This window comes from Rhizobium favelukesii, assembly GCF_000577275.2.
Taxonomy (GTDB): domain Bacteria; phylum Pseudomonadota; class Alphaproteobacteria; order Rhizobiales; family Rhizobiaceae; genus Rhizobium; species Rhizobium favelukesii.
On record NZ_HG916852.1, the window covers coordinates 3,182,805 to 3,203,782 of the forward strand.

19 protein-coding genes are annotated in these 20,978 nt (G+C 60.1%); 8 read left to right on the top strand and 11 right to left on the bottom strand.

Going from position 1 to position 20,978, the window contains the following annotated elements:
* Positions 1–60 precede the first annotated feature (60 nt).
* Positions 61–960: an SDR family oxidoreductase gene (locus LPU83_RS54360; RefSeq protein ID WP_024317310.1), complete on the bottom strand. Its 900-nt coding sequence runs from the start codon at positions 958–960 to the stop codon at positions 61–63.
* An 82-nt stretch (positions 961–1,042) separates the two neighbouring features.
* The gene (locus tag LPU83_RS54365) at positions 1,043–1,783 is read right to left on the bottom strand and encodes an SDR family oxidoreductase (RefSeq protein WP_024317311.1); all 741 of its coding nucleotides are present in this window, start codon (positions 1,781–1,783) and stop codon (positions 1,043–1,045) included.
* Positions 1,784–1,904: 121 nt separating this feature from the next.
* Here LPU83_RS54365 and LPU83_RS54370 point away from each other — a divergent pair, with 121 nt between their 5' ends.
* Genes LPU83_RS54370 through LPU83_RS54380 form a run of 3 tightly spaced genes read left to right on the top strand, consistent with a single transcriptional unit; the run spans position 1,905 to position 3,787 of the window.
* Positions 1,905–2,795 (top strand): LysR family transcriptional regulator, encoded by an 891-nt coding sequence (locus LPU83_RS54370; protein WP_024317312.1) that lies wholly within the window; start codon positions 1,905–1,907, stop codon positions 2,793–2,795.
* Between the two features lie 47 nt (positions 2,796–2,842).
* On the top strand, positions 2,843–3,163 hold the full coding sequence (locus LPU83_RS54375; RefSeq protein ID WP_024317313.1) for a hypothetical protein: 321 nt from the start codon (positions 2,843–2,845) through the stop codon (positions 3,161–3,163).
* A gap of 33 nt (positions 3,164–3,196) precedes the next feature.
* Positions 3,197–3,787 carry a DNA-3-methyladenine glycosylase gene (locus LPU83_RS54380; protein WP_024317314.1) on the top strand — a complete coding sequence of 197 codons (591 nt, stop codon included), beginning with the start codon at positions 3,197–3,199 and terminating at the stop codon, positions 3,785–3,787.
* 3 nt (positions 3,788–3,790) lie between these two features.
* On the opposite strand, the gene LPU83_RS54385 is transcribed toward LPU83_RS54380, so the two are convergent.
* Genes LPU83_RS54385 through LPU83_RS54400 form a run of 4 tightly spaced genes read right to left on the bottom strand, consistent with a single transcriptional unit; the run spans position 3,791 to position 7,425 of the window.
* Positions 3,791–5,332, bottom strand: a complete 1,542-nt coding sequence (locus LPU83_RS54385; protein WP_024317315.1) for a DHA2 family efflux MFS transporter permease subunit — start codon at positions 5,330–5,332, stop codon at positions 3,791–3,793.
* On the bottom strand, positions 5,325–6,551 hold the full coding sequence (locus tag LPU83_RS54390; protein WP_024317316.1) for an HlyD family secretion protein: 1,227 nt from the start codon (positions 6,549–6,551) through the stop codon (positions 5,325–5,327). The genes LPU83_RS54385 and LPU83_RS54390 overlap by 8 nt, the downstream gene beginning before the upstream one ends.
* Entirely contained in the window at positions 6,544–7,008 is a 465-nt protein-coding gene (locus tag LPU83_RS54395; protein WP_024317317.1) for a MarR family winged helix-turn-helix transcriptional regulator, read from the bottom strand. Before LPU83_RS54395 ends, LPU83_RS54390 begins: the two co-directional genes overlap by 8 nt.
* 51 nt (positions 7,009–7,059) lie before the next feature.
* A complete protein-coding gene (locus LPU83_RS54400) occupies positions 7,060–7,425 on the bottom strand; it encodes a hypothetical protein (protein ID WP_141652593.1) in 366 nt (121 codons plus the stop codon).
* Here LPU83_RS54400 and LPU83_RS54405 point away from each other — a divergent pair.
* On the top strand, positions 7,424–8,599 hold the full coding sequence (locus LPU83_RS54405) for an efflux RND transporter periplasmic adaptor subunit (RefSeq protein ID WP_024317318.1): 1,176 nt from the start codon (positions 7,424–7,426) through the stop codon (positions 8,597–8,599). The genes LPU83_RS54400 and LPU83_RS54405 overlap by 2 nt on opposite strands.
* Positions 8,596–11,790, top strand: a complete 3,195-nt coding sequence (locus LPU83_RS54410) for an efflux RND transporter permease subunit (protein ID WP_024317319.1) — start codon at positions 8,596–8,598, stop codon at positions 11,788–11,790. The genes LPU83_RS54405 and LPU83_RS54410 overlap by 4 nt, the downstream gene beginning before the upstream one ends.
* Here the strand turns inward: LPU83_RS54410 and LPU83_RS54415 are convergent.
* The 4 genes from LPU83_RS54415 to LPU83_RS54430 form a co-directional block, all read right to left on the bottom strand.
* The gene (locus LPU83_RS54415) at positions 11,785–12,792 is read right to left on the bottom strand and encodes an acyltransferase family protein (protein ID WP_037070003.1); all 1,008 of its coding nucleotides are present in this window, start codon (positions 12,790–12,792) and stop codon (positions 11,785–11,787) included. The genes LPU83_RS54410 and LPU83_RS54415 overlap by 6 nt on opposite strands.
* Positions 12,793–12,840: 48 nt before the next feature.
* The gene (locus tag LPU83_RS54420) at positions 12,841–14,106 is read right to left on the bottom strand and encodes an O-antigen ligase family protein (protein ID WP_024317321.1); all 1,266 of its coding nucleotides are present in this window, start codon (positions 14,104–14,106) and stop codon (positions 12,841–12,843) included.
* Positions 14,107–14,116: 10 nt separating this feature from the next.
* Positions 14,117–15,388: a polysaccharide biosynthesis/export family protein gene (locus LPU83_RS54425; RefSeq protein ID WP_024317322.1), complete on the bottom strand. Its 1,272-nt coding sequence runs from the start codon at positions 15,386–15,388 to the stop codon at positions 14,117–14,119.
* Positions 15,389–15,462: 74 nt separating this feature from the next.
* Entirely contained in the window at positions 15,463–16,143 is a 681-nt protein-coding gene (locus tag LPU83_RS54430) for a sugar transferase (RefSeq protein ID WP_024317323.1), read from the bottom strand.
* Between the two features lie 793 nt (positions 16,144–16,936).
* Here LPU83_RS54430 and LPU83_RS54435 point away from each other — a divergent pair.
* Both LPU83_RS54435 and LPU83_RS54440 read left to right on the top strand, forming a co-directional pair.
* Entirely contained in the window at positions 16,937–17,203 is a 267-nt protein-coding gene (locus LPU83_RS54435; protein WP_024317324.1) for an exopolysaccharide production repressor protein, read from the top strand.
* A 135-nt stretch (positions 17,204–17,338) separates the two neighbouring features.
* Entirely contained in the window at positions 17,339–18,340 is a 1,002-nt protein-coding gene (locus LPU83_RS54440) for a glycosyltransferase family 2 protein (RefSeq protein WP_024317325.1), read from the top strand.
* Between the two features lie 11 nt (positions 18,341–18,351).
* Here LPU83_RS54440 and LPU83_RS54445 read toward each other — a convergent pair whose 3' ends face one another.
* Positions 18,352–19,311: a glycosyltransferase family 2 protein gene (locus LPU83_RS54445; protein ID WP_024317326.1), complete on the bottom strand. Its 960-nt coding sequence runs from the start codon at positions 19,309–19,311 to the stop codon at positions 18,352–18,354.
* A 546-nt stretch (positions 19,312–19,857) separates the two neighbouring features.
* Between LPU83_RS54445 and LPU83_RS54450 the strand changes: the two genes are divergently transcribed.
* Positions 19,858–20,976, top strand: a complete 1,119-nt coding sequence (locus tag LPU83_RS54450; protein WP_024317328.1) for an acyltransferase family protein — start codon at positions 19,858–19,860, stop codon at positions 20,974–20,976.
* Positions 20,977–20,978: the final 2 nt, after the last annotated feature.

Consider the following 20,978-nt stretch of genomic DNA (forward strand, 5'->3'; position numbering starts at 1 on the left):
TTAAGAGCTGATTCGTGCACAGCAAGTTCGCAAAAATGGAACAATGGCGGACACCGGCATTCAGCGAATGACTGGCTTGAGGAGATCTTCCAGACCGATTCGCCGGAACATTTCGGCACGAACCCGGTCGGCAACGCCATTGACGACCTCGGCACCGTCCTCAGACGGGTCGACATGGGTGCGGAACGGACGCTTGCCAAAGGGCATGGCGACGACCTGCGCGATCGACGTTGCGACCGAGCCTGCATCGGCATCGGCGGGTTCGAGCGCGGCAAGCCCCTGCAGCGCCTGCTCCGGCACGCCCCTGTAGGGGCCGTCATTGTATTCCGCTGCCCGCGCCGCGTCGGCCGGCGAACCAGAGTGCGCGAAGTGATTCGTGCCCCTGGTAAAGGCGCCTGGCACGATGATCGCGGTTTCGATGCCCCACCGGGCAAGCTCCGACGCATAGGAGACGGCAACCGAGTCCATCGCGGCTTTGGCAGCGAAGTAGGGCGCAAGATAGGGAGGCGTGCCGCCGCGTGTGCTGGAGGAGGAAACCCAGACGACCAGTCCCTTGCCGCGCTTGCGCATATGGGGAAGCGCAGCACGGTTCACCCGCTGCGTCGATAGTACGTTGACGTCGAACAACTCTGCATATTGCTCCGGCGTGAAAGCCTCGGCCGGGCCAAACGACATATGGCCGGCATTATGGATGACGACGTCGAGCTGGCCCACCTCCGCGATGACCTTGGCGATCCCGGCTTCGACGGACGCGTTGGAGACCACATCAAGTTCGACCGAACGCAAATCGACATTGTTCTCCCGCGAGAAGGCCGCGATATCGGCAACGGCTTTCGCGTTGCGGCCGGCCGTGTCGCGGATCCCGGCGTAGACGACATGCCCTTCTGCGGCGAGGGTGCGGGCGGTGAGAGCGCCAAAGCCGCTGGATGCTCCGGTGATGACGATGACCTGCTTATCCATTTTCCTGTTCCTTGGATATTCGAGGGTGTTGAATGCTGGCGTTCGGAGAGTGGCGGCAGGACAAACCCGCCGAAGTCGACGATCAGACCATGCCGCCGTTGGCGCGCAGCACCTGGCCGTTGATCCAGGAACCGTCTGAACCAGCGAGAAAGGAGACCGAGGCGGCGATATCCTCCGGTGTTCCCAGACGCTCTAGCGGGTTCATCTTGGCCAACCGGGCGATCAGCTCATCCGATTTCCCGTCGAGGAAGAGGTCGGTGGCGGTCGGACCCGGAGCCACGGCGTTGACGGTGATGTTGCGGCCGCGCAGTTCTTTCGACATGATGGCCGTCAGCGTTTCGACGGCTGCCTTAGTCGCTGCGTAGACGCCATAGTTTTCGAGCTTCAGACCCACGACGCTCGTCGAGAAGTTGACGATACGGCCGCCGTTGCGCAGGCGCCTTCCGGCTTCGCGCAAGGTGTTGAACGTGCCCTTCAGATTGACGCTCACCTGACGATCGAAGTTGGCGTCGTCAGCATCGGCAATCGAGGAAAGCTGCATGATACCGGCATTGTTGACCAGCACGTCGATGCCGCCGAAGGCTGCTTCCGCTGCATCGAACATCCGGCGGACGGCTTCGGGGTTGCTGACGTCAGCTTGCGCGGTCAGTGCCTTGCCACCACCCCGTTCGATCTTCTGCACAAGCTCTTCGGCGAGCGCGGCGTTTCCGGAGTAGTTGATAACGACGGTGAAACCGTCCTTGGCCAGCCGTTCCGCGATCGCGGCGCCGATACCTCTCGAAGCGCCCGTGACCAGTGCGACCTTGTTCTCGTTGCTGCTCATTGCCTTTCTCCTTCTTTCATCGTGCCTCAGCGCGTTTCGATGCGGAGAAGATGCCTCTTTTCACATTGCGGATAATCAGCCATTATTCGGCATCACTATCCGAATAATCCGAACAAATAAGATGGACAGATTCGATGCCATGCGGGTGTTTTCCCGCGTCGTGGAGCGCCGCAGCTTCACGCTCGCCGCCGAAGACACCGGCCTGCCGCGCTCCACGGTGACCGATGCCGTCAAGCAGCTGGAAGCACGCCTCGGCGTGCGTCTGCTGCAGAGGACCACGCGCCATGTCAGCCCGACGCTAGACGGCGAAGCCTATTATCAGCGCTGTATCTCCATCCTCGCGGATATCGAGGACGCGGAGGGCGCCTTCGCCGGCGCCAAGCCGAAGGGCATGCTGCGCGTGGACGTGCATGGCACGCTTGCCCGGCATTTCGTGCTGCCGAGCCTGCCGTCTTTTCTGGAGATGTATCCGGATATCGAGTTCTACATGAGTGAGGGCGACCGTCTGGTCGACCTCGTGCGCGAGGGCATCGACTGCGTGTTGCGGGTCGGCACGCCTGATGACAGCGACATGGTGGCACGTCGCGTCGCCATGCTGGAGGAGGTTACCCTTGCCGCTCCCGTCTATATCGAAAAGCATGGCCTGCCCGAGCATCCCGACAGGCTCGATGGCCACCGCATGGTCGGTTTCCGCTCGACTGCGACGGGCGGCGTTCTACCACTGGAATTCATCGTCGGCGGCAGCATCCGCAACATCACCTTGCCCGCGGCGGTAACCGTCAATGCCGCGGAGAGCTTCATGTCGGCGGCGAGGCTCGCCCTCGGCCTAATACAGGTGCCGCGGTATCACGCCGAAAGGGACCTCGCGGCCGGCACACTCGTTCATGTCCTGCCGGATTTCAAGCTGACGCCAACGCCGGTCTGCCTGCTCTATCCGCGAAACCGGCAGCTCTCGCCCCGCGTTCGCGTTTTCATCGACTGGCTGGTGAAGGTCTTTGCTCGACAATCCTAGCGAAAAGCGTTTCACTTGGGTCAACTGTCAGAACCGGGAGATCTTCCATGGCCATCACAGACGTCACCGTGCATCCGAAGGAAGGCAGTTTCGTTGTCATCTTCACGCAGCAGTCGGGCAACAGCATATCGGTCACGCTCTACGCCGCTGCCTCCCCGGGGCTGACGAACGACAATGCGATCACGCGCGCGCGGGCATTGCTTGCGACAACGTTGCAGAGTTCGCAGGCTGATGGCGCGCGCGGCAAGGATGCAGCCCTGCTCGAAGAAGAGTTGGAAGAAGGTCTCGAGGATACCTTTCCGGCAAGCGACCCCGTATCGGTAACGGGTTCCTCCATCTCGGGCCACGACCCGAAAGCCGGTCATTAGTACCTTGAAGCAAGCCGCCGGAGCCCGAAACAGATGACGTATGCCGCTGGTGCGATCGGCGCCGCTCCCCTCGCCGGCCAGGAGCTTCAGCGTTTTTTCGAGCGCGATGCGATTGCCGTTGCCCGCGATCTGCTCGGTTGCCATCTGCATGTTGGCGATGTCGGCGGTCGCATAGCGGAGACGGAAGCCTACTTTCCCGACGACGAAGCCTCGCACAGCTTTCGCGGCCCGACGCAACGAAATGGCGCCATGTTCGGTCGACCGGGCAATGTCTACATCTATCGCATCTACGGCATGTATTGGTGCCTTAACTTTGTCTGCACGCCGGGCTCGGCCGTGCTGATCCGCGCAATCGAGCCGGAAGCCGGCATCACGACCATGACGGAGCGCCGCGGCAGCGACGTGCTCACGCAACTTTGCAGCGGCCCCGGCAAGCTCTGCCAGGCGCTCGGCATCGACCTCTCGGTGAACGACAGACTTCTCGACCGCCCGCCGTTCTCGATCACACCCTCAGCTCCTATCGAAATTGTCGCCGGCAAACGGATCGGCATAACGAAAAATGCCGAAGCACCTTGGCGCTTCGGCATCTCCGGGTCTCGCTATCTCAGCAGGCCGTTCCGCTGAACATCACTCCATCACGGCGCTGTGGTCCATCGCCGGAGCGACTTTCGGTTTGCGCAACAGCAGCACGAGCGGAATGACCGCAAGCGACATCAGCATCAGCAGCTTGAAATCGTCGATATAGGCGATGACAGTCGATTGCAGCGTGATCAGTTCATTGAGCGATGCCCGACCGGCCGCCGTCAGCGGGCTCAGCCCCTGCGCCGCCGTCGCCTCGAAGGCCCGGTTGAACGGTGTGACATAGGCGGCAATGGTCTCGTGATTTACCTGGGCGTTTTCGACAAGGAGCGCCGATACGATCGAGATGCCAACACTCGAACCAATGTTTCGCGACAGGTTGTAGAGACCGGTTCCGTCACCGCGCATGTGCGCCGGCAAGGTCGAGAAGGCGATCGTCGTCAGCGGCACGAACAGGAAGCCAAGGCCGGCGCCCTGAACGAAGCCGACGGAAATGATCGTCCACTGCGAGACATCGGGCGTCCAGCCAGTCATGGCGTACATCGCCCAGGCCGTCAGCCCGAGACCGAGCACCAGCAGCACGCGCGTATCGACCTTGCCGATCAGCCTGCCGACGATGAACATGCACAGCATGGTGCCGAGGCCACGCGGTCCCATGACGATGCCGGCGGTCATGACGGGGTAGCCCATCAGTGTCTGCAGATAAGGCGTCATCAGTGCCAGCGAGGCGAGATAGGTGATGCCGATCACGAAGATAAAGAGCATGCTGACGCTGAAATTTCGGTCCAGAAACAGCTTCGGATTCACGAACGATTTCTCAGCCGTCAGCGTATGCACGATCAACAGGTAGAAGGCCGCGGCGCAGACGATCGCCTCGATCATGACCTCGCCGGATGCGAACCAGTTCAGCTGTTCGCCGCGGTCGAGGAACAGCTGCAGCGATGCAATGCCGAGACTCATCATTCCGAACCCAAACCAGTCGAGCTTCGCCAGCACATCCAGCTTCGTCTCGGTGACGTAGATCACGATACCGGCAAACGCCAGCGCGCCAATCGGCACGTTGATGTAGAACACCCAGCGCCAGCTGATGTTATCGGTCAGCCAGCCGCCGATCACAGGTCCGAGGACCGGCCCGACCATGACCGAGACGCCAAATAAGGCCATGGCCGAGCCGCGCTCCTCGACACTATAGATGTCGAGGAGGATGCCCTGAGAGAGTGGAACCAAAGACGCGCCGAAGAGGCCCTGGAGAAGTCGGAAGGCAACAATCTGAGGAAGGCTTTGAGCCAAGCCACACAAGACCGAGGCAACGACAAATCCCGCGATCGCCGCCAGCAGCACCCGCTTGCGCCCGAACTTCGCGGCCAGAAAGCCGGACGGCGGCGTCATGATCGCAGCCGCCACGATATAGGAGGTCAGAACCCAGTTGATCTGGTCAGCGCTCGCCGAGACGCTGCCCTGAATATAGGGCAGCGCGACGTTGGCGATCGTCGTGTCCAGCGCCTGCATGATCACGGCCAGGATGACGCAAGCCGTGATCGCGGCGCGATTGGCTACCGGGGTGGCCGGCGATGATGCAGCGTTACTCATGGTCCTTGCCGCCGGAGCGGCCCAAAAGCTTGGAAACGAAATCCGGAAGACCGCGGGTACGACCCGTATCGACGTCGACGACCGTGCTCATGCCGACGCGAAGCGGCGGCTTGCCGGCGGTGTCATCGATACTGACCCGCATCGGAATGCGCTGCACGACCTTGACCCAGTTGCCAGTCGTGTTCTGCGCCGGCAACAGCGAGAAGCTCGAACCGGAGGCCGGGCTGATGCTCTCGACCTTGCCCTTCCACTCCACGCCCGGGTAGGTGTCGACATAGATCGTCACCGGCTGACCGGGCTTGACATAGGTCAGTTCCGTTTCCTTCGGGCTCGCGGCGATCCAGAGGTTGCTTGCCGAAACCAGCGAGAAGGCCTGCGTGGACGCCTGCAGGTAGGAGCCCGGCTGCAGCGCGTTGACGTTTGTCACGATGCCGTCGAACGGCGCCTTGACCACGCTGTGGTCAAGTTCGCGCTGCGCATCGTCCACCTTCGCCTTGGCTTCGAGATAGAGCGGATTGTGTTCTACCGGCTGGTCGGCATTGCCGCCGAGCTGCGCCAGCGTCGCTGCCGCTTCGGCCTTGGCAACGGCAACCTTCTGATGGCCGGCGTCGAGATTGTGCTTGGCCTGGTCATAGGCAACACGTGTCGCAGCCGAGCTGTTCAGGAGGTTCTGCTGGCGGTCGAACTCCGTCTGGTAATACGGAATATCGGCTTCGGCCTGTGTGATCTCGGCAAGCGACTGCTGATAGCTGGCCTTCAGATTGAGGATCTGGTTGCGCACGGCGCCAAGCTGCGCCTGCGCACCGTCGAGTGCGATCCTGAAAGAATCCTGGCGCAAGCTGAAGAGCGCCTGGCCCCTCGCGACGGCCTCGTTCTCGTGCACGTTGATCTGGTCGACGATACCGGAAACGTCGGTCGTCAGGCCCACCATGTCAGCCTGGATATAGGCATTGTCGGTCGACATGATCTGACCGCCGTTGACGTAGTAATAGCCACCGATGACGAGCGCGACCGGCAGCAAAGCGAACAGAACGGGCCGCGTGAGGCTGCGCCGGCGGCGGACCTGAGTGCCGCCGGGCGCAGCCACCGCAGTAGCGGGCGCTGAATTGGATGAAGGCGCCTCAGCTACTGTTTCCTCGCGAGGGGAAGTGTCATTTTCTTCAACTGGGTTTTTGGCATTTGCGTCGGCAACGACGCGCAGGGAGGACTTCTCAGCCATGTCTGGTCTCATGTTCGGCTACCGGGGTTCGGCAGGCCTGCACTAGGTTCGTCTTCATTGCGGATAGGATGTCGAACAGCTGGTCCCGCTGCTCGGGAGGGATACTCTGGAATGCTTCGCTGCGTGTCAGCTCACCGAGTTCGCGCATCTCAGCGAGCAGTGGATGTGCTTCCTCGCGCAGATAGAGAAGCCAGATGCGGCGATCGGTCGGATGCTGACGGCGCTCGATGAGCGCGCGGTCGGCGAGTTTGTCAACAATGCGGACAAGTGTCATCGGCTCGATTTCCAGGATCTCGGCAAGCCCGCCCTGGTGGATTCCCTCGTTGCTACGGAGGTACGCAAGCGTCTGCCATTGCGACCGCGTGAGCCCAAGGCAACGCGCGCGCTGCTCGAACCGCTTGCGAAGCAGCCGTGCAACGTCGTGCAACAGGAAGCCGAGAGTAGGATTGCCACTCATGACAGACAGCACCGATAATTGATAAGCACACTTATAATATGCCTAGATATATTAAGCGTTTGCAGATGCACAATAGGCTCCCTCCCAGATTCCGCAGCTGCGGCCAAAATGCCGCACTGGAATACGCGCAGAGATTTCGGAGGGTTTTCGAAATTGCAACCGGTTGGCATTTGCAATTTCGATCGGCAGCCGTTTAAAGTAGAAATCCAGAGGGTTATCGGAAATGCAGTGGTCTCGGTCGGCCGGTTTTCTCGATGACAAGCACGCCTGCGCGGCCGACCGCCGCGATCGTAAATTTGCAATGGCATAGGTGAATGAGGGCCAGCGCCCTTGTTTAGCGACATCAAGACATGAATCGCATTCGATCAGCATAAGCGACGGCGGCGCTTGCGGCCGTCCGGATAAGGAAACCGCCATGCCTTCCTCCCTTCGACGTCTGCTGACTATTGGCACCTTGGCTCTCCTGCCGTTCAACGCGGCGATGGCGCAGCAGCCAGCCTCCCCCCCTCCCGTTTCCGTCGCCAAACCTGTCGTGCGCGATGTCGTCGACAATGACGAGTTCATTGGCCGCTTCGAACCGGTCGATCAGGTATCAGTGCGCTCGCGTGTCGGGGGCTACCTGCAGGAAGTGCATTTCACCGACGGCGCACTCGTCAAGCAGGGCGATCTGCTTTTCGTCATTGACCAGAGGCCGTTCAACACCGCGCTGAACGAAGCGAACGCGGCATTGGAGGTGGCCAAGTCCACGCTCGTCTACGCCGAGGCTCAGTTCAAGCGGGCCGAGAGCCTGGCGACGAGCGGCAGCCAGTCGATATCGATCCTTGACGACCGCCGGCGCGAATGGGTTTCGGCACAGGCGAACGTCCGCGGCGCGCAAGCGACGGCTGATCGCGCGGCACTCGACCTCGAATATACGAAGATCACCGCCCCGATCGGCGGGCGCATCGACCGCCGGCTGATCTCCGTCGGCAACTTGGTCCAGGCCGACCAATCGGTGCTGACCACCATCGTTTCGGTGGATCCAATCGACTTCTACTTCGACGTCGACGAGCGCCGCCTTCTTAACTTCGCGCAGACTGCCCGCGAGCGCGGGGTTGATCTGCAGGAGGGCGGCGGCGGCGTCGAGGTCCAGGTAAGGATCACGGATTCGAACGAAAAGCCATTCAAGGGCAAGCTGGACTTCGCTGAAAACCGCATCGACAGCGAGACCGGCACGAAGCGCATACGCGCTCGCTTCGACAACCCGAACTATGTGCTCCAGCCGGGCCTATTCGGTCGCGTTTCTGTTGAAGCGTCGAACGTCTACAAAGCGATCCTCGTCCCCGACGAGGCGATCGGTTCGGACCAGAACCAACGCGTTGTCTATGTCGTTGGAGATGACGGGACTGTCACGGCAAAGCCGGTCCGCCCCGGCCCGCGCCTTTATGGTTATCGCGTGATCCGTGAGGGCATGGACGGCAACGAGACGATCGTCATCAATGGCCTCCTGCGGGCACGCCCAGGCTCCAAGGTGACGCCGCAAGTGGTGGAGCTTCCGCAAAGCCGCGAGGAAATTGCGCCAGAAGCCGCCGGCTTGGAGCTCAGCCGATGAGATTTGCGCACTTCTTCGTCGACCGCCCGATCTTCGCGTCGGTGCTCTCCATTGTGCTGCTCATCGTCGGCGGCATCGCCTATTTTCAGTTGCCCGTGGCGCAATACCCCGAGATTGCGCCACCGACCATCGTTATCCGCACCTCCTATCCCGGCGCTGATGCCGAGACGATTGCCAATACCGTCGCGACACCGGTCGAGCAGGAGGTCAATGGCGTCGAGGACATGCTTTACATGTCCTCCTATTCGACTGCTGACGGCTCGATGGCACTGACCGTGACCTTCAAGCTCGGCACGGACCTCGACAAGGCGCAGGTCCTTGTCCAGAACCGCGTTGCCATCGCCGAACCACGCCTTCCCGAAGAGGTGCGGCGCATCGGCATCACGACGGCAAAGAGTTCGCCCGACCTGATGATGGTGGTGCATCTTTTGTCACCGAACTCTCGCTACGATCAGCTTTACGTCTCCAACTACGCGCGCACACGCATCCGCGACACGCTTGTTCGCCTTGACGGCGTTGGCGACGTCATCCTGTTCGGCGAGCGCGAGTATTCGCTGCGCATCTGGCTCGATCCGCAAAAACTGTCGGCCTACGGCATGACCTCCGGCGACGTCGTCGATGCGCTGCGCGAACAGAACGTGCAGGTCTCCGGCGGCTCGATCGGCGGACCGCCGGCTGCCGGCACCAACGCCTTTCAATATACCGTGACGACCCAGGGACGTTTCTCGGATGCACGACAATTCCGCTATGTCATCGTCAAGGCGACCGCGGAAGGGCGTCTCGTCCAGCTGCAGGATATCGCCCGCATCGAACTCGGCGCCAAAGACTACGTCACAAATAGCTATCTGAACGGCAAGCCGGCCGTGGCGCTCGGCATTTTCGCGCGTCCCGGCACCAATGCGCTCGCGGCCGCAGCCGAAATCAAGAGGACGATGGACACTGTCGCTCAGGATTTTCCGCAAGGTCTCAGCTACGACATCGTCTACAACCCGACTGAATTCATCGCGGAGTCGATCAACGAGGTCTACAAGACGATCGCTGAAGCCGCCCTGCTCGTCGCCATCGTGGTTCTCATATTTCTACAGTCATGGCGAACGGCAATCATCCCCATCGTCGCCATCCCGGTCTCGCTGATCGGCACCTTTGCCTTTCTGCTCGCCTTCGGCTTCTCGCTCAACATGCTGACGCTGTTCGGCCTGGTGCTGGCCATCGGCATCGTCGTCGACGACGCGATCGTCGTGGTCGAAAATGTCGAGCGCAACCTAGCAAAGGGAATGACGCCGCGGGAGGCCGCGCATGTGACGATGAACGAAGTCGGCACGGCAGTCGTTGCGATCTCGCTCGTCCTGATCGCCGTCTTTGTGCCGACCGCCTTCATCCCCGGCATTTCGGGTCAGTTCTATCGCCAGTTCGCGGTGACGATCTCGGTCGCCACCGCAATCTCGGCGCTGAACTCACTGACCCTCTCGCCGGCCCTTGCTGCGCTGGTGTTGAAGCCCCACGAGGAGCACGAGAAGCGTCGCAATCCGATTGCGCGTTTCGCAAGCGCGCTTGCGAACGGATTTAACAAAGGGTTCGACAGGTTGAGTGCGGGCTATTCATGGATCGTCCGTCACACGGTGCAGACGGTTGCCGCACGATTCCTCGCCCTCATCGTCTTTGTCGGTCTGCTCGGCGCGACATACTATATGAGCCGGATCGTTCCGGGTGGCTTCGTCCCAGTGATGGACCAGGGCTACGCCATTGTCGTCGTGCAACTGCCGGACGGTGCAGCACTTTCCCGCACCGACGCGGTTGTCGAACGCGCTTCGGAAATTATCCGCAACACACCAGGCGTGAAGAATGCCGTAGCCTTCTCGGGCTTCAGCGGCGCGACATTCACCAATGCCTCCAACTCCGGCGTCGTCTTCGCCGCCTTCGACACCTTCGAAAACCGCCTGGAGCACGGGCAGACGGCGTCTACGATCATTGGACAACTCTACGGGAGCCTACAGGCAATTCAGGAGGCCTTCATCATCGCTATCCCGCCGCCGCCGATTTCCGGTATCGGCAATGCGGGCGGCTTTAAGATGCAGCTTATGGATCGCGAAAGCTCCGACATGCGTCGCATTCTTGGCGTCGCCTATCAGCTGATGGGCATGGCCAACCAGACAGAGGGCCTGACGGGTGTCTTTACGACGTTCTCCGCCAACAGCCCGCAGTACTTCCTCGAAATCGACCGCGACAAGGCGCGTACGCTAAACGTACCGATCTCCAACATTTTTGATACGCTGTCGATCAATCTCGGCACATCCTATGTCAACGATTTCAATGCTTTCGGGCGTGTCTACCAGGTGCGGGCCCAGGCCGACCAACAATATCGCGTCGAGCGGGACGACATCCTCGCCCTGAAGGTAAGATCCGCCACCGGCGCACTCGTCCCGCTTGGCACGCTGGTCGATATCCGCGATACCAGCGGCCCGTCGCTCGTCCAGCACTATAATATGTACGTGTCCGTACCCGTGCAGGGCAATGCCGCCCCCGGCGTTTCGACGGGCACTGCATTGGACAAGATGGAGGGCCTTGCCAAGCAGCTACTGCCAGCAGGAACAACCTTCGAGTGGACCGAAATCGCCTTTCAGGAACGGAACACCGGCAACACGGCGATCTATATCTTCGCCCTGTCTGTCGTCTTCGTCTTCCTGGCACTGTCGGCGCAGTATGAAAGCTGGGTCCTGCCGCTTGCCATCATCCTGATCGTTCCCCTTGCGATCCTGGCTGCCTTGATCGGCGTTCACCTGCGCGGGATGGACAACAATATCCTGACGCAGATCGGGCTGATCGTGCTGATCGGTCTGGCAGCCAAGAACGCCATCCTGATCGTGGAGTTCGCGAGACAGGCGCAGGACGAAGGCAAATCGGCCGTCGAGGCCGCGATCGAGGCCAGTCACCTCCGTCTGCGGCCAATCCTGATGACCGCCTTCGCGTTCATCTTCGGCGTCGTGCCGCTGATGATCGCCACCGGCCCCGGCGCCGAAATGCGTCAATCGCTCGGAACGGCCGTTTTCTCAGGGATGCTTGGCGTAACGATTTTCGGCCTGTTCCTGACACCCGTCTTCTACGTCGTGCTGCGCGCGCGCCGGCGAAAACCAGTTGCGCAGACCGAGACCGCGCCGCCCTCCGAGGAGACTGCCACCGAAACCTCTTCATGAAGGGCGCCGCTCGACCGCGTTCTGTTTGAGCAGGTCTGACGACAGGATCTTGCGGAGCGGCTTCTCGACAAGCTCGTAGGCTGCGGCTCCGAGGATCGTGCCTCCTATGACGGCGATTACGATCGTCGGCGTTGCCGACATCCCGACTGCGCCTGCAGCCTTGACGATCACGGAGATCGCCAGCGTGTGCCAGAGGTAGATCGAATAGGAAGCATCACCGAGATAGGTGAGAAGCGGTACGCGGCCTATGCTGCCACCCGCCTCGAGGGACACCATGCCGTAAACCAGGGCCATGGCGAGCGGCCCGCAGATTGCTTCATCGAAATCGGCACCGATCAGGAAGATGGTGGCAAATCCGGAGAGCGATGCGCCGACACAAGCAAGCCCCAGACTGGTGCCCGCAATCCAGCGTCGGATCCACAATTCCGCCAGGAAGACCCCCCCGAGGAATTCCAGAATGATCGGCCGCGCATAGGTGCTCAGCACCGGCGATGTGGGCTCGAAGAGAAGGCCGATCAGGAAAAAGCCACCGAAAATCACCGTCAGATAGGCCAACCGCCAGCGACGCGGCAGGAAGAGCGCCCCGGCAAACAGCACGTAAAAGAACATCTCGAAATTCAGCGTCCAGCCCTGAACGAGGACCGGCCAGATATCACCGGTGCTCGGCGACTGGGCAGGAATGAAGAAGAGTGAGGCAATGATATGGGCGCCAGTGAGCTTCAGGCTCGGGAAGAGGCCGATCACCGCGCCGGCGATCATCGCGCTCGTCACCAGCCAGTAGGACGGCGCGATGCGACGAAAGCGATCAAGCAGGAAACCCTGCGGCGTCATCGGTCGGCGATCGCTGATGACCCACATGATGAAGCCGCTGATGACGAAGAAGACGTCGACGCCGGCGGCGCCAATGGCGAAATGCTCACCGGACTTTTCCGCCGCATGGAAGACCACGACGGCAAGTGCCGCAAAGGCGCGCAGATATTGGATGCCGTAAAGTGTCTTCATCCGGATTCCTCGGAAGACCGGTCCAGGCCGGTCGAAAATGCAATGACGTTATTCAGTGACGGGCTCTGGCGACGTCTGTCGTTGCCATAAGCTCACCGCCGGTCGGCGGCGCGCTGTCGCCAGCTTGCCGGCGGCAAAGTAGAAAAGAAACGTTCCGACGTTGTATGGGGTCAGAATGTCGATCTCGACGAAGGAGCGGATCGTCAGCAGCACCGCGATCGAAAACAGCAGATAGGATTCATCGTTCCTGAAATCCTCGATGACCCGGCGCAGGTGCCCCCACAGAACCCGCAACAACATGACGGCAAGAACGATGACGCCCGTGAGCCCCAGCTCGACGGCCGTTTCGATGTAGGTGTTGTGGAAGTGGAAGCCGCTGCGCGATCCGATGAAGAACTCTTCCCACAGCCGCTCCGGCTCGGAGAAGCCCTGGACCCAATAGGCCTGGTAGCCGATTCCCAATACCGGGTTCTGCTTGGCCGCCTCGATCCCCTGCTGCCAGAGATAGGTGCGGCCGGTCAGCGTGGAATCCTTGCCGAAGATGCCGAGAACGGCATCGACCGCCCCCAAGTAGACACCAGCAACGGCAAGGACGATCACGGCGACGCCGCCGCCGATCACCAGCAGCTTGCGATGGTCGGGGGCAAGGGCGAGGACGACGCGCAGCCCCATCATCAGGGCGATCACGACGGCTGTCGTCAAAACCGACGTCGCAGACTGGCAGGCGATGAGGCAGTAGGCCGATAGCAGCCCGACCACGCCCGACGCCGCCATCCAGAGGCGTCTTTCACCGAAGATGAAGACAGCCGCAAAAGAGACGATCAGGCCAAGCGACGCATAGAAGCCAAGCTGGTTCTTCGAGGCGAAGGCCCCCACAAAACTGAAGGTGCCATCCAGCGGATCGTACTCGTAGTAGCCAAACAGCAGCGAATACACGAGAACGATCCCGACGCCCGCGACCATCCCCACCGTCAGGGTTCTCACATCGAGCACCCGCACCGCGATCAGGGCGCAGATGACCTGCGTCAGATACTGGATGCTGGCGCGAAGCGAAATGCTGGGAACCGCCGACCAGAAGACCGACAGGAAGGCAACTGCAGCAAAGGCATAGATCCAGAGGTAGCGACCATGGCTGCCGAGCACCTTCTTGTAGTCCACAGCGATGAGCGGCAGCCAGAGCGCATAGTAAAGCAGGATCGCCGCCTGCCCGAACTTGATCGAGTAGGCGAAGCAAAAAAGCGACAGCGCCACGGCGGGGATGGCATAGGCCGCGTTCCCGCCGGGCTGGATGAGCACCGATTTTGCGATCCGCATTGCGGCCTCGTTATCGCATGTACAATCCGGCGGTGATCTTGATCAGGTCGCCGGGCTGCAATGCTGTGTTTTCCTGAACCGGAATCTCCTTCGCCTTCCCGTCGACCTCGCGGATGATCGAATAGGCGATGCTGGCAGCACCGCTCGTCGTGTCGAAGCGTGCAGCATCAGTCGACTGCGTCAAGGCTTCCGACATCAGCGAGTTGCTGGTGTTCAGCTTGAGATTGAGTTCGTCGAGTTGGGCGTCGGCATTCTGAAGTTCCTGGGCAAGCTGCGCATCCCAGTCGTTCCGAAGCGTGATCTCGTCCTGATTGGCCTTGCTGATATCCTGCTTGGCCTTCAGCGAATTGGTATCGATATCGAGGAGCGTCGCCTCGGTGTCGGCAGCGCGCTGCTCGGCCGCCATCTTGCGGGCACTGAGCGCAAGACCCTTTTCTGCCAGATCCTCGACCTTGTCGCGATCCTCCGTTGCCAGCTGCAGCTGCCGCGTCTGCGTTTCGGTCTTCTTGGCAAGAGTCTCGACTTCGCTTTGCAGCAGTTGCTTGAGGTCAGCAAGCGCCTGAAGTTGCAGCGTCAACCGCTTCTTGCGCGTGTTCAGGAGGGCTGTTTCGCTGTCAAGCAGGGCCTTGGCCTCCGGCTTGTCCTGAAGCTCCTTCGGCATTTCGATCGTATCCTGGTTCGCGGTCTCGGCGCGCAGCCGCGCCTGCTTCACCAGCAGGCGTGCACGGTCCGCCATGTAGACGACAGCGTCACCCTTGGCGTTGATGAAGTCGCGCGCAAACCGTTGCCCGGCATCCGCACGGCGCAGACCGCCGGCAAGGCTCACGGCCTTTACGACCGTGAGATTGGGCGCAAACGGGTATTCGCCGGGCTTTTCGACGTCGCCTGACAGATAAACCGGCCGGAATTCCGACAGTTCCACCGAGGCAGACGGCCGGTCCTTCAGAGCAAATTGCTTCTGCAGAGCCGAACCGATCTCCTGGGCGATCGCGTCCGTCGTTTTGCCCGATGCGGGCATATCGCCGACGAAAGGCAGGGAAATGCTTCCTGAAGGCCCGACCGTGTAGTCCCCACTGACGACCGACCAGTCGCGGATGCTGCCATCCGCGGTCTGCCATTCGGCCACCCGGATCTTCAGCTTGTCCATGATGCCGAGACGGTAGTCGTCGGCGCCAGCAAGCGATGACGACGCCAGAAAAGCACCAAATCCGGCTGCGAAAACAATACCGGATCTTAGCGTGCGACGTCGTCCGGCCCTGCCGTCAAGAAAGCGTTTTTCCATGTACCTTCCCCGTGTTTCAGCACGACAAGCCGCAAGGCGTTGCCGCGCAGTACTCTTTGGGTTTGAGATGCGGCTTAGTAGCTGCCGCGTTGAGCGCATACCGCCGGGATTGTGCGTGCGATGATCACGACATCCCGAACCAGCGACCAGTTTTCGACATAGTGCGTGTCGAAGGCGACGCGGGTTGCGTAAGAAACGTCATTGCGTCCGCTGATCTGCCAGAGGCCGGTCAGGCCAGGGCGGGACTGCAGATAATAGACGGCCGCATTCTCGTACATTTCGAGTTCGTCTCGAACGACCGGACGCGGACCGACGACGCTCATTTCGCCGCGGATGATATTGAAGAGCTGGGGCAGCTCATCAAGACTCAACTTGCGTAGAACGGCACCGACGGCAGTGACCCGGGGGTCGTCCTGCAGTTTGCGCGTTGCACGCCACTCTTCCATGGCCTTCGGATTGTTGCGCAGGTACTCCTGCAGAACCTTGTCACCATTGGTGACCATTGTCCGAAACTTCAGGCAACGGAACTCTTGGCCATTATGGCCGATGCGGCGATGCCCGTAGAAGATCGGCCCCCTGTCGGAAAGCTTCACAAGCAACATCACCATCAAAAAAAGCGGGCTCAGAAAGATGAGCCCGAGGCAGGCGGCGGACATATCGAATGCCCGTTTTGCGATCCCGCCAGTCGGCGGAAACACGCTCTGATGAACTACGCCATAAAATGGCGAACTGTCCGATCTCGTCGCAGACTTCATAGAGGTAACTCCACTTATGTTTGCCGTTTGGTCGGGTAGGCTCAGGTGGTCGGGTAGGCTCAGGCCGCTTGGCCAGCGCTGACGAATTCGAAGTGTATGAGGTGATTTTGTTTTTTTAAGCCACAATTTTAAGACCGAGGCTTTACGACGTGTTTTTACAGCCGCCGTTCAACTTTTTTGTTTTTAAGATTTTGCTGAAACAGCTATACAATTCTCTGGCGATCTGGAAATAATCTCTGCGTGTACCAATAAAAGTCTCGGCCATTGCTATGCGCACCAAAGATACTGAAGTCTAGGTCCTTCGGGCATGGTGCTGACAATTGGTGGTTTGCATTGGCGGCTTCTGGAAAAGCGGCGGATTCTATTTGTCGAAAGAACCCGTTTATTGCATTGCACCATCAATTTTGCACTGCAACAGCTAACCGTTTGAATTTAAAACTTTGTAATAAAAGTTGAACGCATAACCGCTCTTACCCACCCCATATGACCGACATTGTGGCACTAATAGATACGTGTATTGCCTAATTGTGCGCAACCAAAGATGTGCGTAATATTTTTTAATCATCTTTCGCGAAACCGATGGAACGGTGGCAGCACGTGGCATTTTTACCAATAGCCGGAAGAAACCTTTAAGATCGTCGCTGTACTACCCATTTCGCAGACGCAAAAAACGTCTCCAGAGCTTCAGTTGAAACAGGAAGTCCTGTAAAACATTTATCCTAGGAAGGATCCTGGTGGCGCTTTCGTCTTCAATGATTGTTCGTTGAACGAAGCTCCGATGGAGGAGGCGACGATGTATGCACCTCGCGTTATCTTCAGCATGCTCGGCGCATTGGCCGTATTTGCTGTTGCGACGTATTGGCTGAGCGGTTCTCTGACCGGCACCGCGATCAAGACGGCGATTTGTGCCGTCCTGCTTCAGACCGGCTACTTCGGCGGCATCCTATACCTCGTTTGGAAGGAAGCCCGGAGCCGCACGATTCGCCCCGCAGTGAAGCGCGAAGAGGCGGAAAAGCTGCCTGTCAGGCCGTTCAACGGCTCTGAACCGTTCAACCGCTAAGCGTTGCGATTCGCGGCGCTGCCGTGGCTCTCCGACATCGAGAGCAGCCCGCGTTCGTAACATCATTTGAACAGCCGACCGTTGTCCGCCACATTTTGACGTCCTAGTTGTTGGGAGAAACAACGGAGGTAAAGCGTGGCAAAAACCGCAAGCATTTGCGTCATCATCGCTGCCAAGAACGCAGCGGACACCATCGAAACCGCCGTTAGATCGGCCCTTCGGGAGCCGGAAGTGGCCGAAGTGGTTGTCGTCGATGATGGCTCCAGCGACGGCACGGCAGAGGCTGCAAAACGTGCGGATGACGCCAGCGGCAGGCTGAATGTCGTCAGATTCGACCAGAACAAAGGGCCGTCCGCCGCCCGTAACCACGCCATCGACATCTCTTCGGCACCCCTGATCGCAATCCTCGATGCGGACGATTTCTTCTTCGATGGCCGCTTTGGCCGGATGCTCGCGGAAGACGACTGGGAGTTTGTTGCCGACAACATCGCGTTCGTCGACGCCGATACGGCGAGCCAGGCGCCCCAGCGGCTTCAGCAATTTGCCGAAAGTCCGCTCTTCCTCGACCTGCCCACCTTTGTCGATGGCAACATTTCTAAGCGTGGCGTCCGCCGCGGCGAAATCGGCTTCCTCAAGCCGATCATGCGCCGGGCCTTCCTGGACAAGCATGGCTTGCGTTACCGCGAGGAGATGCGGCTTGGAGAGGATTACGACCTCTACATCCGCGCCCTGGCGCTCGGCGCGCGCTACAAGGTGATCCACAGCTGCGGCTACGGCGCTGTCGTGCGCGGAAATTCGCTCAGCGGCACCCACCGCACCGAAGATCTTCGCCGCCTTTACGAGGCCGATCGCGCGCTCCTGACGTCATCGAGATTGCCGCCAGAGGCCGCAGAAGCCGTGCGTCGGCATGAGCGCCATGTGCGCGGCAAATATGAACTGCGGCGGTTCCTCGACATCAAGTCGCAATCAGGCCCGCTGGCAGCAATCGCCCACATCGCAACGCACCCGGCGGCGTTCCCGTCTGTCGCGGCAGGCATCCTGATGGACAAGACGGAGCGGATGCGCAATCCCGGTGGCGTCTCCGTCACCGCGCAGGGCAATGGCTTGCGATATCTTCTGAGCGCCCCGGCCAAGTAGCCGGGGTTCGACTATCTCGAGAACCTGCCGGCAGCCAGCTGCAGCGCGCTCTGAAGCAACCGGGGATCGCGCGCTGCCCAGCGTGCGAGCAACCTGAAATCTGGCGTCTTGCGACGACGCAGAAGCCCGATCTGGCTCCAGATCGCCTGCTTACGCGCGGTGTTCTTGTGCGCCTTGATCGTCGCGACCTCCTGCGGTCGGCGCGAGAAGCGGCTCTCCAGTAGGTCGAGTGCCATCCAGGTGATGAACTGCTGCTTGAGAAACTCCGGTGAGGCGTTGTCGACACCGTGGAAGATGTTGATGCCTTCCCCGCGCAGCGCTCCCGGCTCTGCACAGAGCAGCACCTGTTTCGCCGCGATGATGCAATCGCAGAAGAACAGGACGTCCTCGGCCGCCAATCGCAGGGCCGCATCGAAACGCACCTTTTCGAACAGCGGTCGGCCGATGACCATGCAGGACATGTGCAGGAAGGCCCAGTTCTTCAGCATGACGCCGGCGAGATCCGGCACCTCGAGGATCAGCGGCTTGTCCAGCAGACGCCGCGCCCCGTCTTCTCTTACGAGCGCGGCGATACCGAAGTGATAGTCGAATTCCTCGCCCCCTTCGATCGACGCCCAGTAGCAGTCGCCACCGAAAGCTTCCATCGCGTTGGCCGCATTCGCCAGATGATCGGGTGTCCAGACGTCGTCGGAGTCGAGAAAGGCAACATACCGCGTCGCTTCCGGGACATGATCGAGACCGGTGTTTCTGGCTCCCCCTGGCCCAGCGTTGGGCTGCGCGATCACCGTGACGCGCGCCCTGTCCTTTTCCGACAGGCGAGCCAGATCCGCATCGGGAGAGCGTGGTGACTGGTCGTCGACGACGATGACATCAACATCCTTGAAGCTTTGCGAGAAGACCGACGCCAGGGCGCGGCTGAGGATGCCGTCCTGACGCTGGTAGAACGGGATGATGATCGTGAAGGCCGCCATATACTCTCCTTGAGATACGCGAAGTGATGTTTCCACCCCAGCGCATCTAGGGGTGATTGAAAGCCAAGCAAGTCTGCTGCACTGCAAAATGATGACGTTCATTTCGGCCGAAGTTTGTCAAAGCGGATTGGTAGATCGGATCAGAGCCATCGTATCGAAACGAAACGGCTGCCCGGTCTCCGGTCGCAATTCGGCCACGATCGGAGCGGTTCGTCAGCCTCGCGTTGTAACAATCGTTCACCAGTCAACAAAAACTTTTGCCCTGCGTGGCGAGGGAAAAAGCCAGAAATTGATGAATATCATCATGTTATGAAATGCACTGCTGTCGTTGACGTTCAGGACGATTCGGGCAGAGCGATATAGAGGGTTTTTCCCATACTGAGCCAGGACAGGACGACTGTTACGAAGTGGGACCCCGATCACTTTTTGCTGCACTGCCATATTTTCTTCCGTGAATCCGCCCTAACTTCGGCGTGCGGGCTCGAGTCTGCTCTGATTGAAAACGGTCGCAAGGGGAGGTGCGGCCCAAAAGGGGTGACTGATAACGTGAATGTTGATGCGAACGTATCGTCACGGATCAATCTGATGCGCATCGTGCTCATTTCGGGCATTGTGTTCGTCCATATACCGTTCGACGCCGCCAGCAGTCCCTACGACGGGACCTACGGCGCATTTGACTGGATCCGGGTTTTCCTGACGGAGGCGCTCTTTCGGGTGGGCGTTCCCTGCCTGAGCGCGATCTCTGGCTATCTGCTGTTTCGCAGTGGACAGGAAAACTTCAGCTACAAGAAAACCGTGCGCACGAAGGTGCAGACGGTGTTCCTGCCGTTCCTGCTTTGGAACTGCGCGTTTATCGCGGCGATCGTCCTGGCCACCAGCCTCGGCGTTGGCGACGGCTATCTGCCCGACCCGCTGACCGCATCCGGCCGCGATCTGATGACGCAGGTGCTGGCGGTGGAGGATTTTCCGGCCAACGTGCCCCTCTATTTCCTCCGCGATCTCTTCGTCTGCATCCTGCTTTCGCCGATCCTCGCGTGGCTGATCAGCCGCGCTCCGATTTTGACGCTGACCGCCTTGCTGGTAATCGCGCTGATTCCGGAGCTGTCGATCTACATCGTTTTGAAGCGCTCGATCCTCTTCAGCTTCAGTCTCGGCATCTTTATTGCCCTGCAGCAGTTCGACCTGAAGGCGCTCGACCGCTTTGCCGCCCTTGGCGTCTTCCTGCTGCTCGCCGCCTCGGCACTTCTGGCGACGGCCATCTTCTACACCGGCCCTTCCCTGCCGGACTGGGTGCAATTCTTCCGCAATGCGCTAGCAATCGTCGGCGCGCTCGGCTTCTGGCTGCTGTCGGCTCCGCTGATCAAGACGCAACTCGGTCAACGGCTTGCGAAGACCGGAAGCCTGAGCTTCTGGATCTTTTGCGCCCATTACCCGCTGCTCATCTTTCTGTGGATCCTGTGGGGCAAGACGGATGTGAGCTTCTATCCACTCTTCTTCGTCCTGTCTTTCGCCCTTTTGTTTCCGCTCCTCGCCTTTTCGAACGGACTGTGCCGGAGGAATTTCCCACGCATCTACGCAATTCTGACGGGCAGCCGAACCAAACGGTCCGCGACGCCGACGTCGCCCCACGACATCTCTCCCAAACTCGTTACACAGCAAAGGTGACA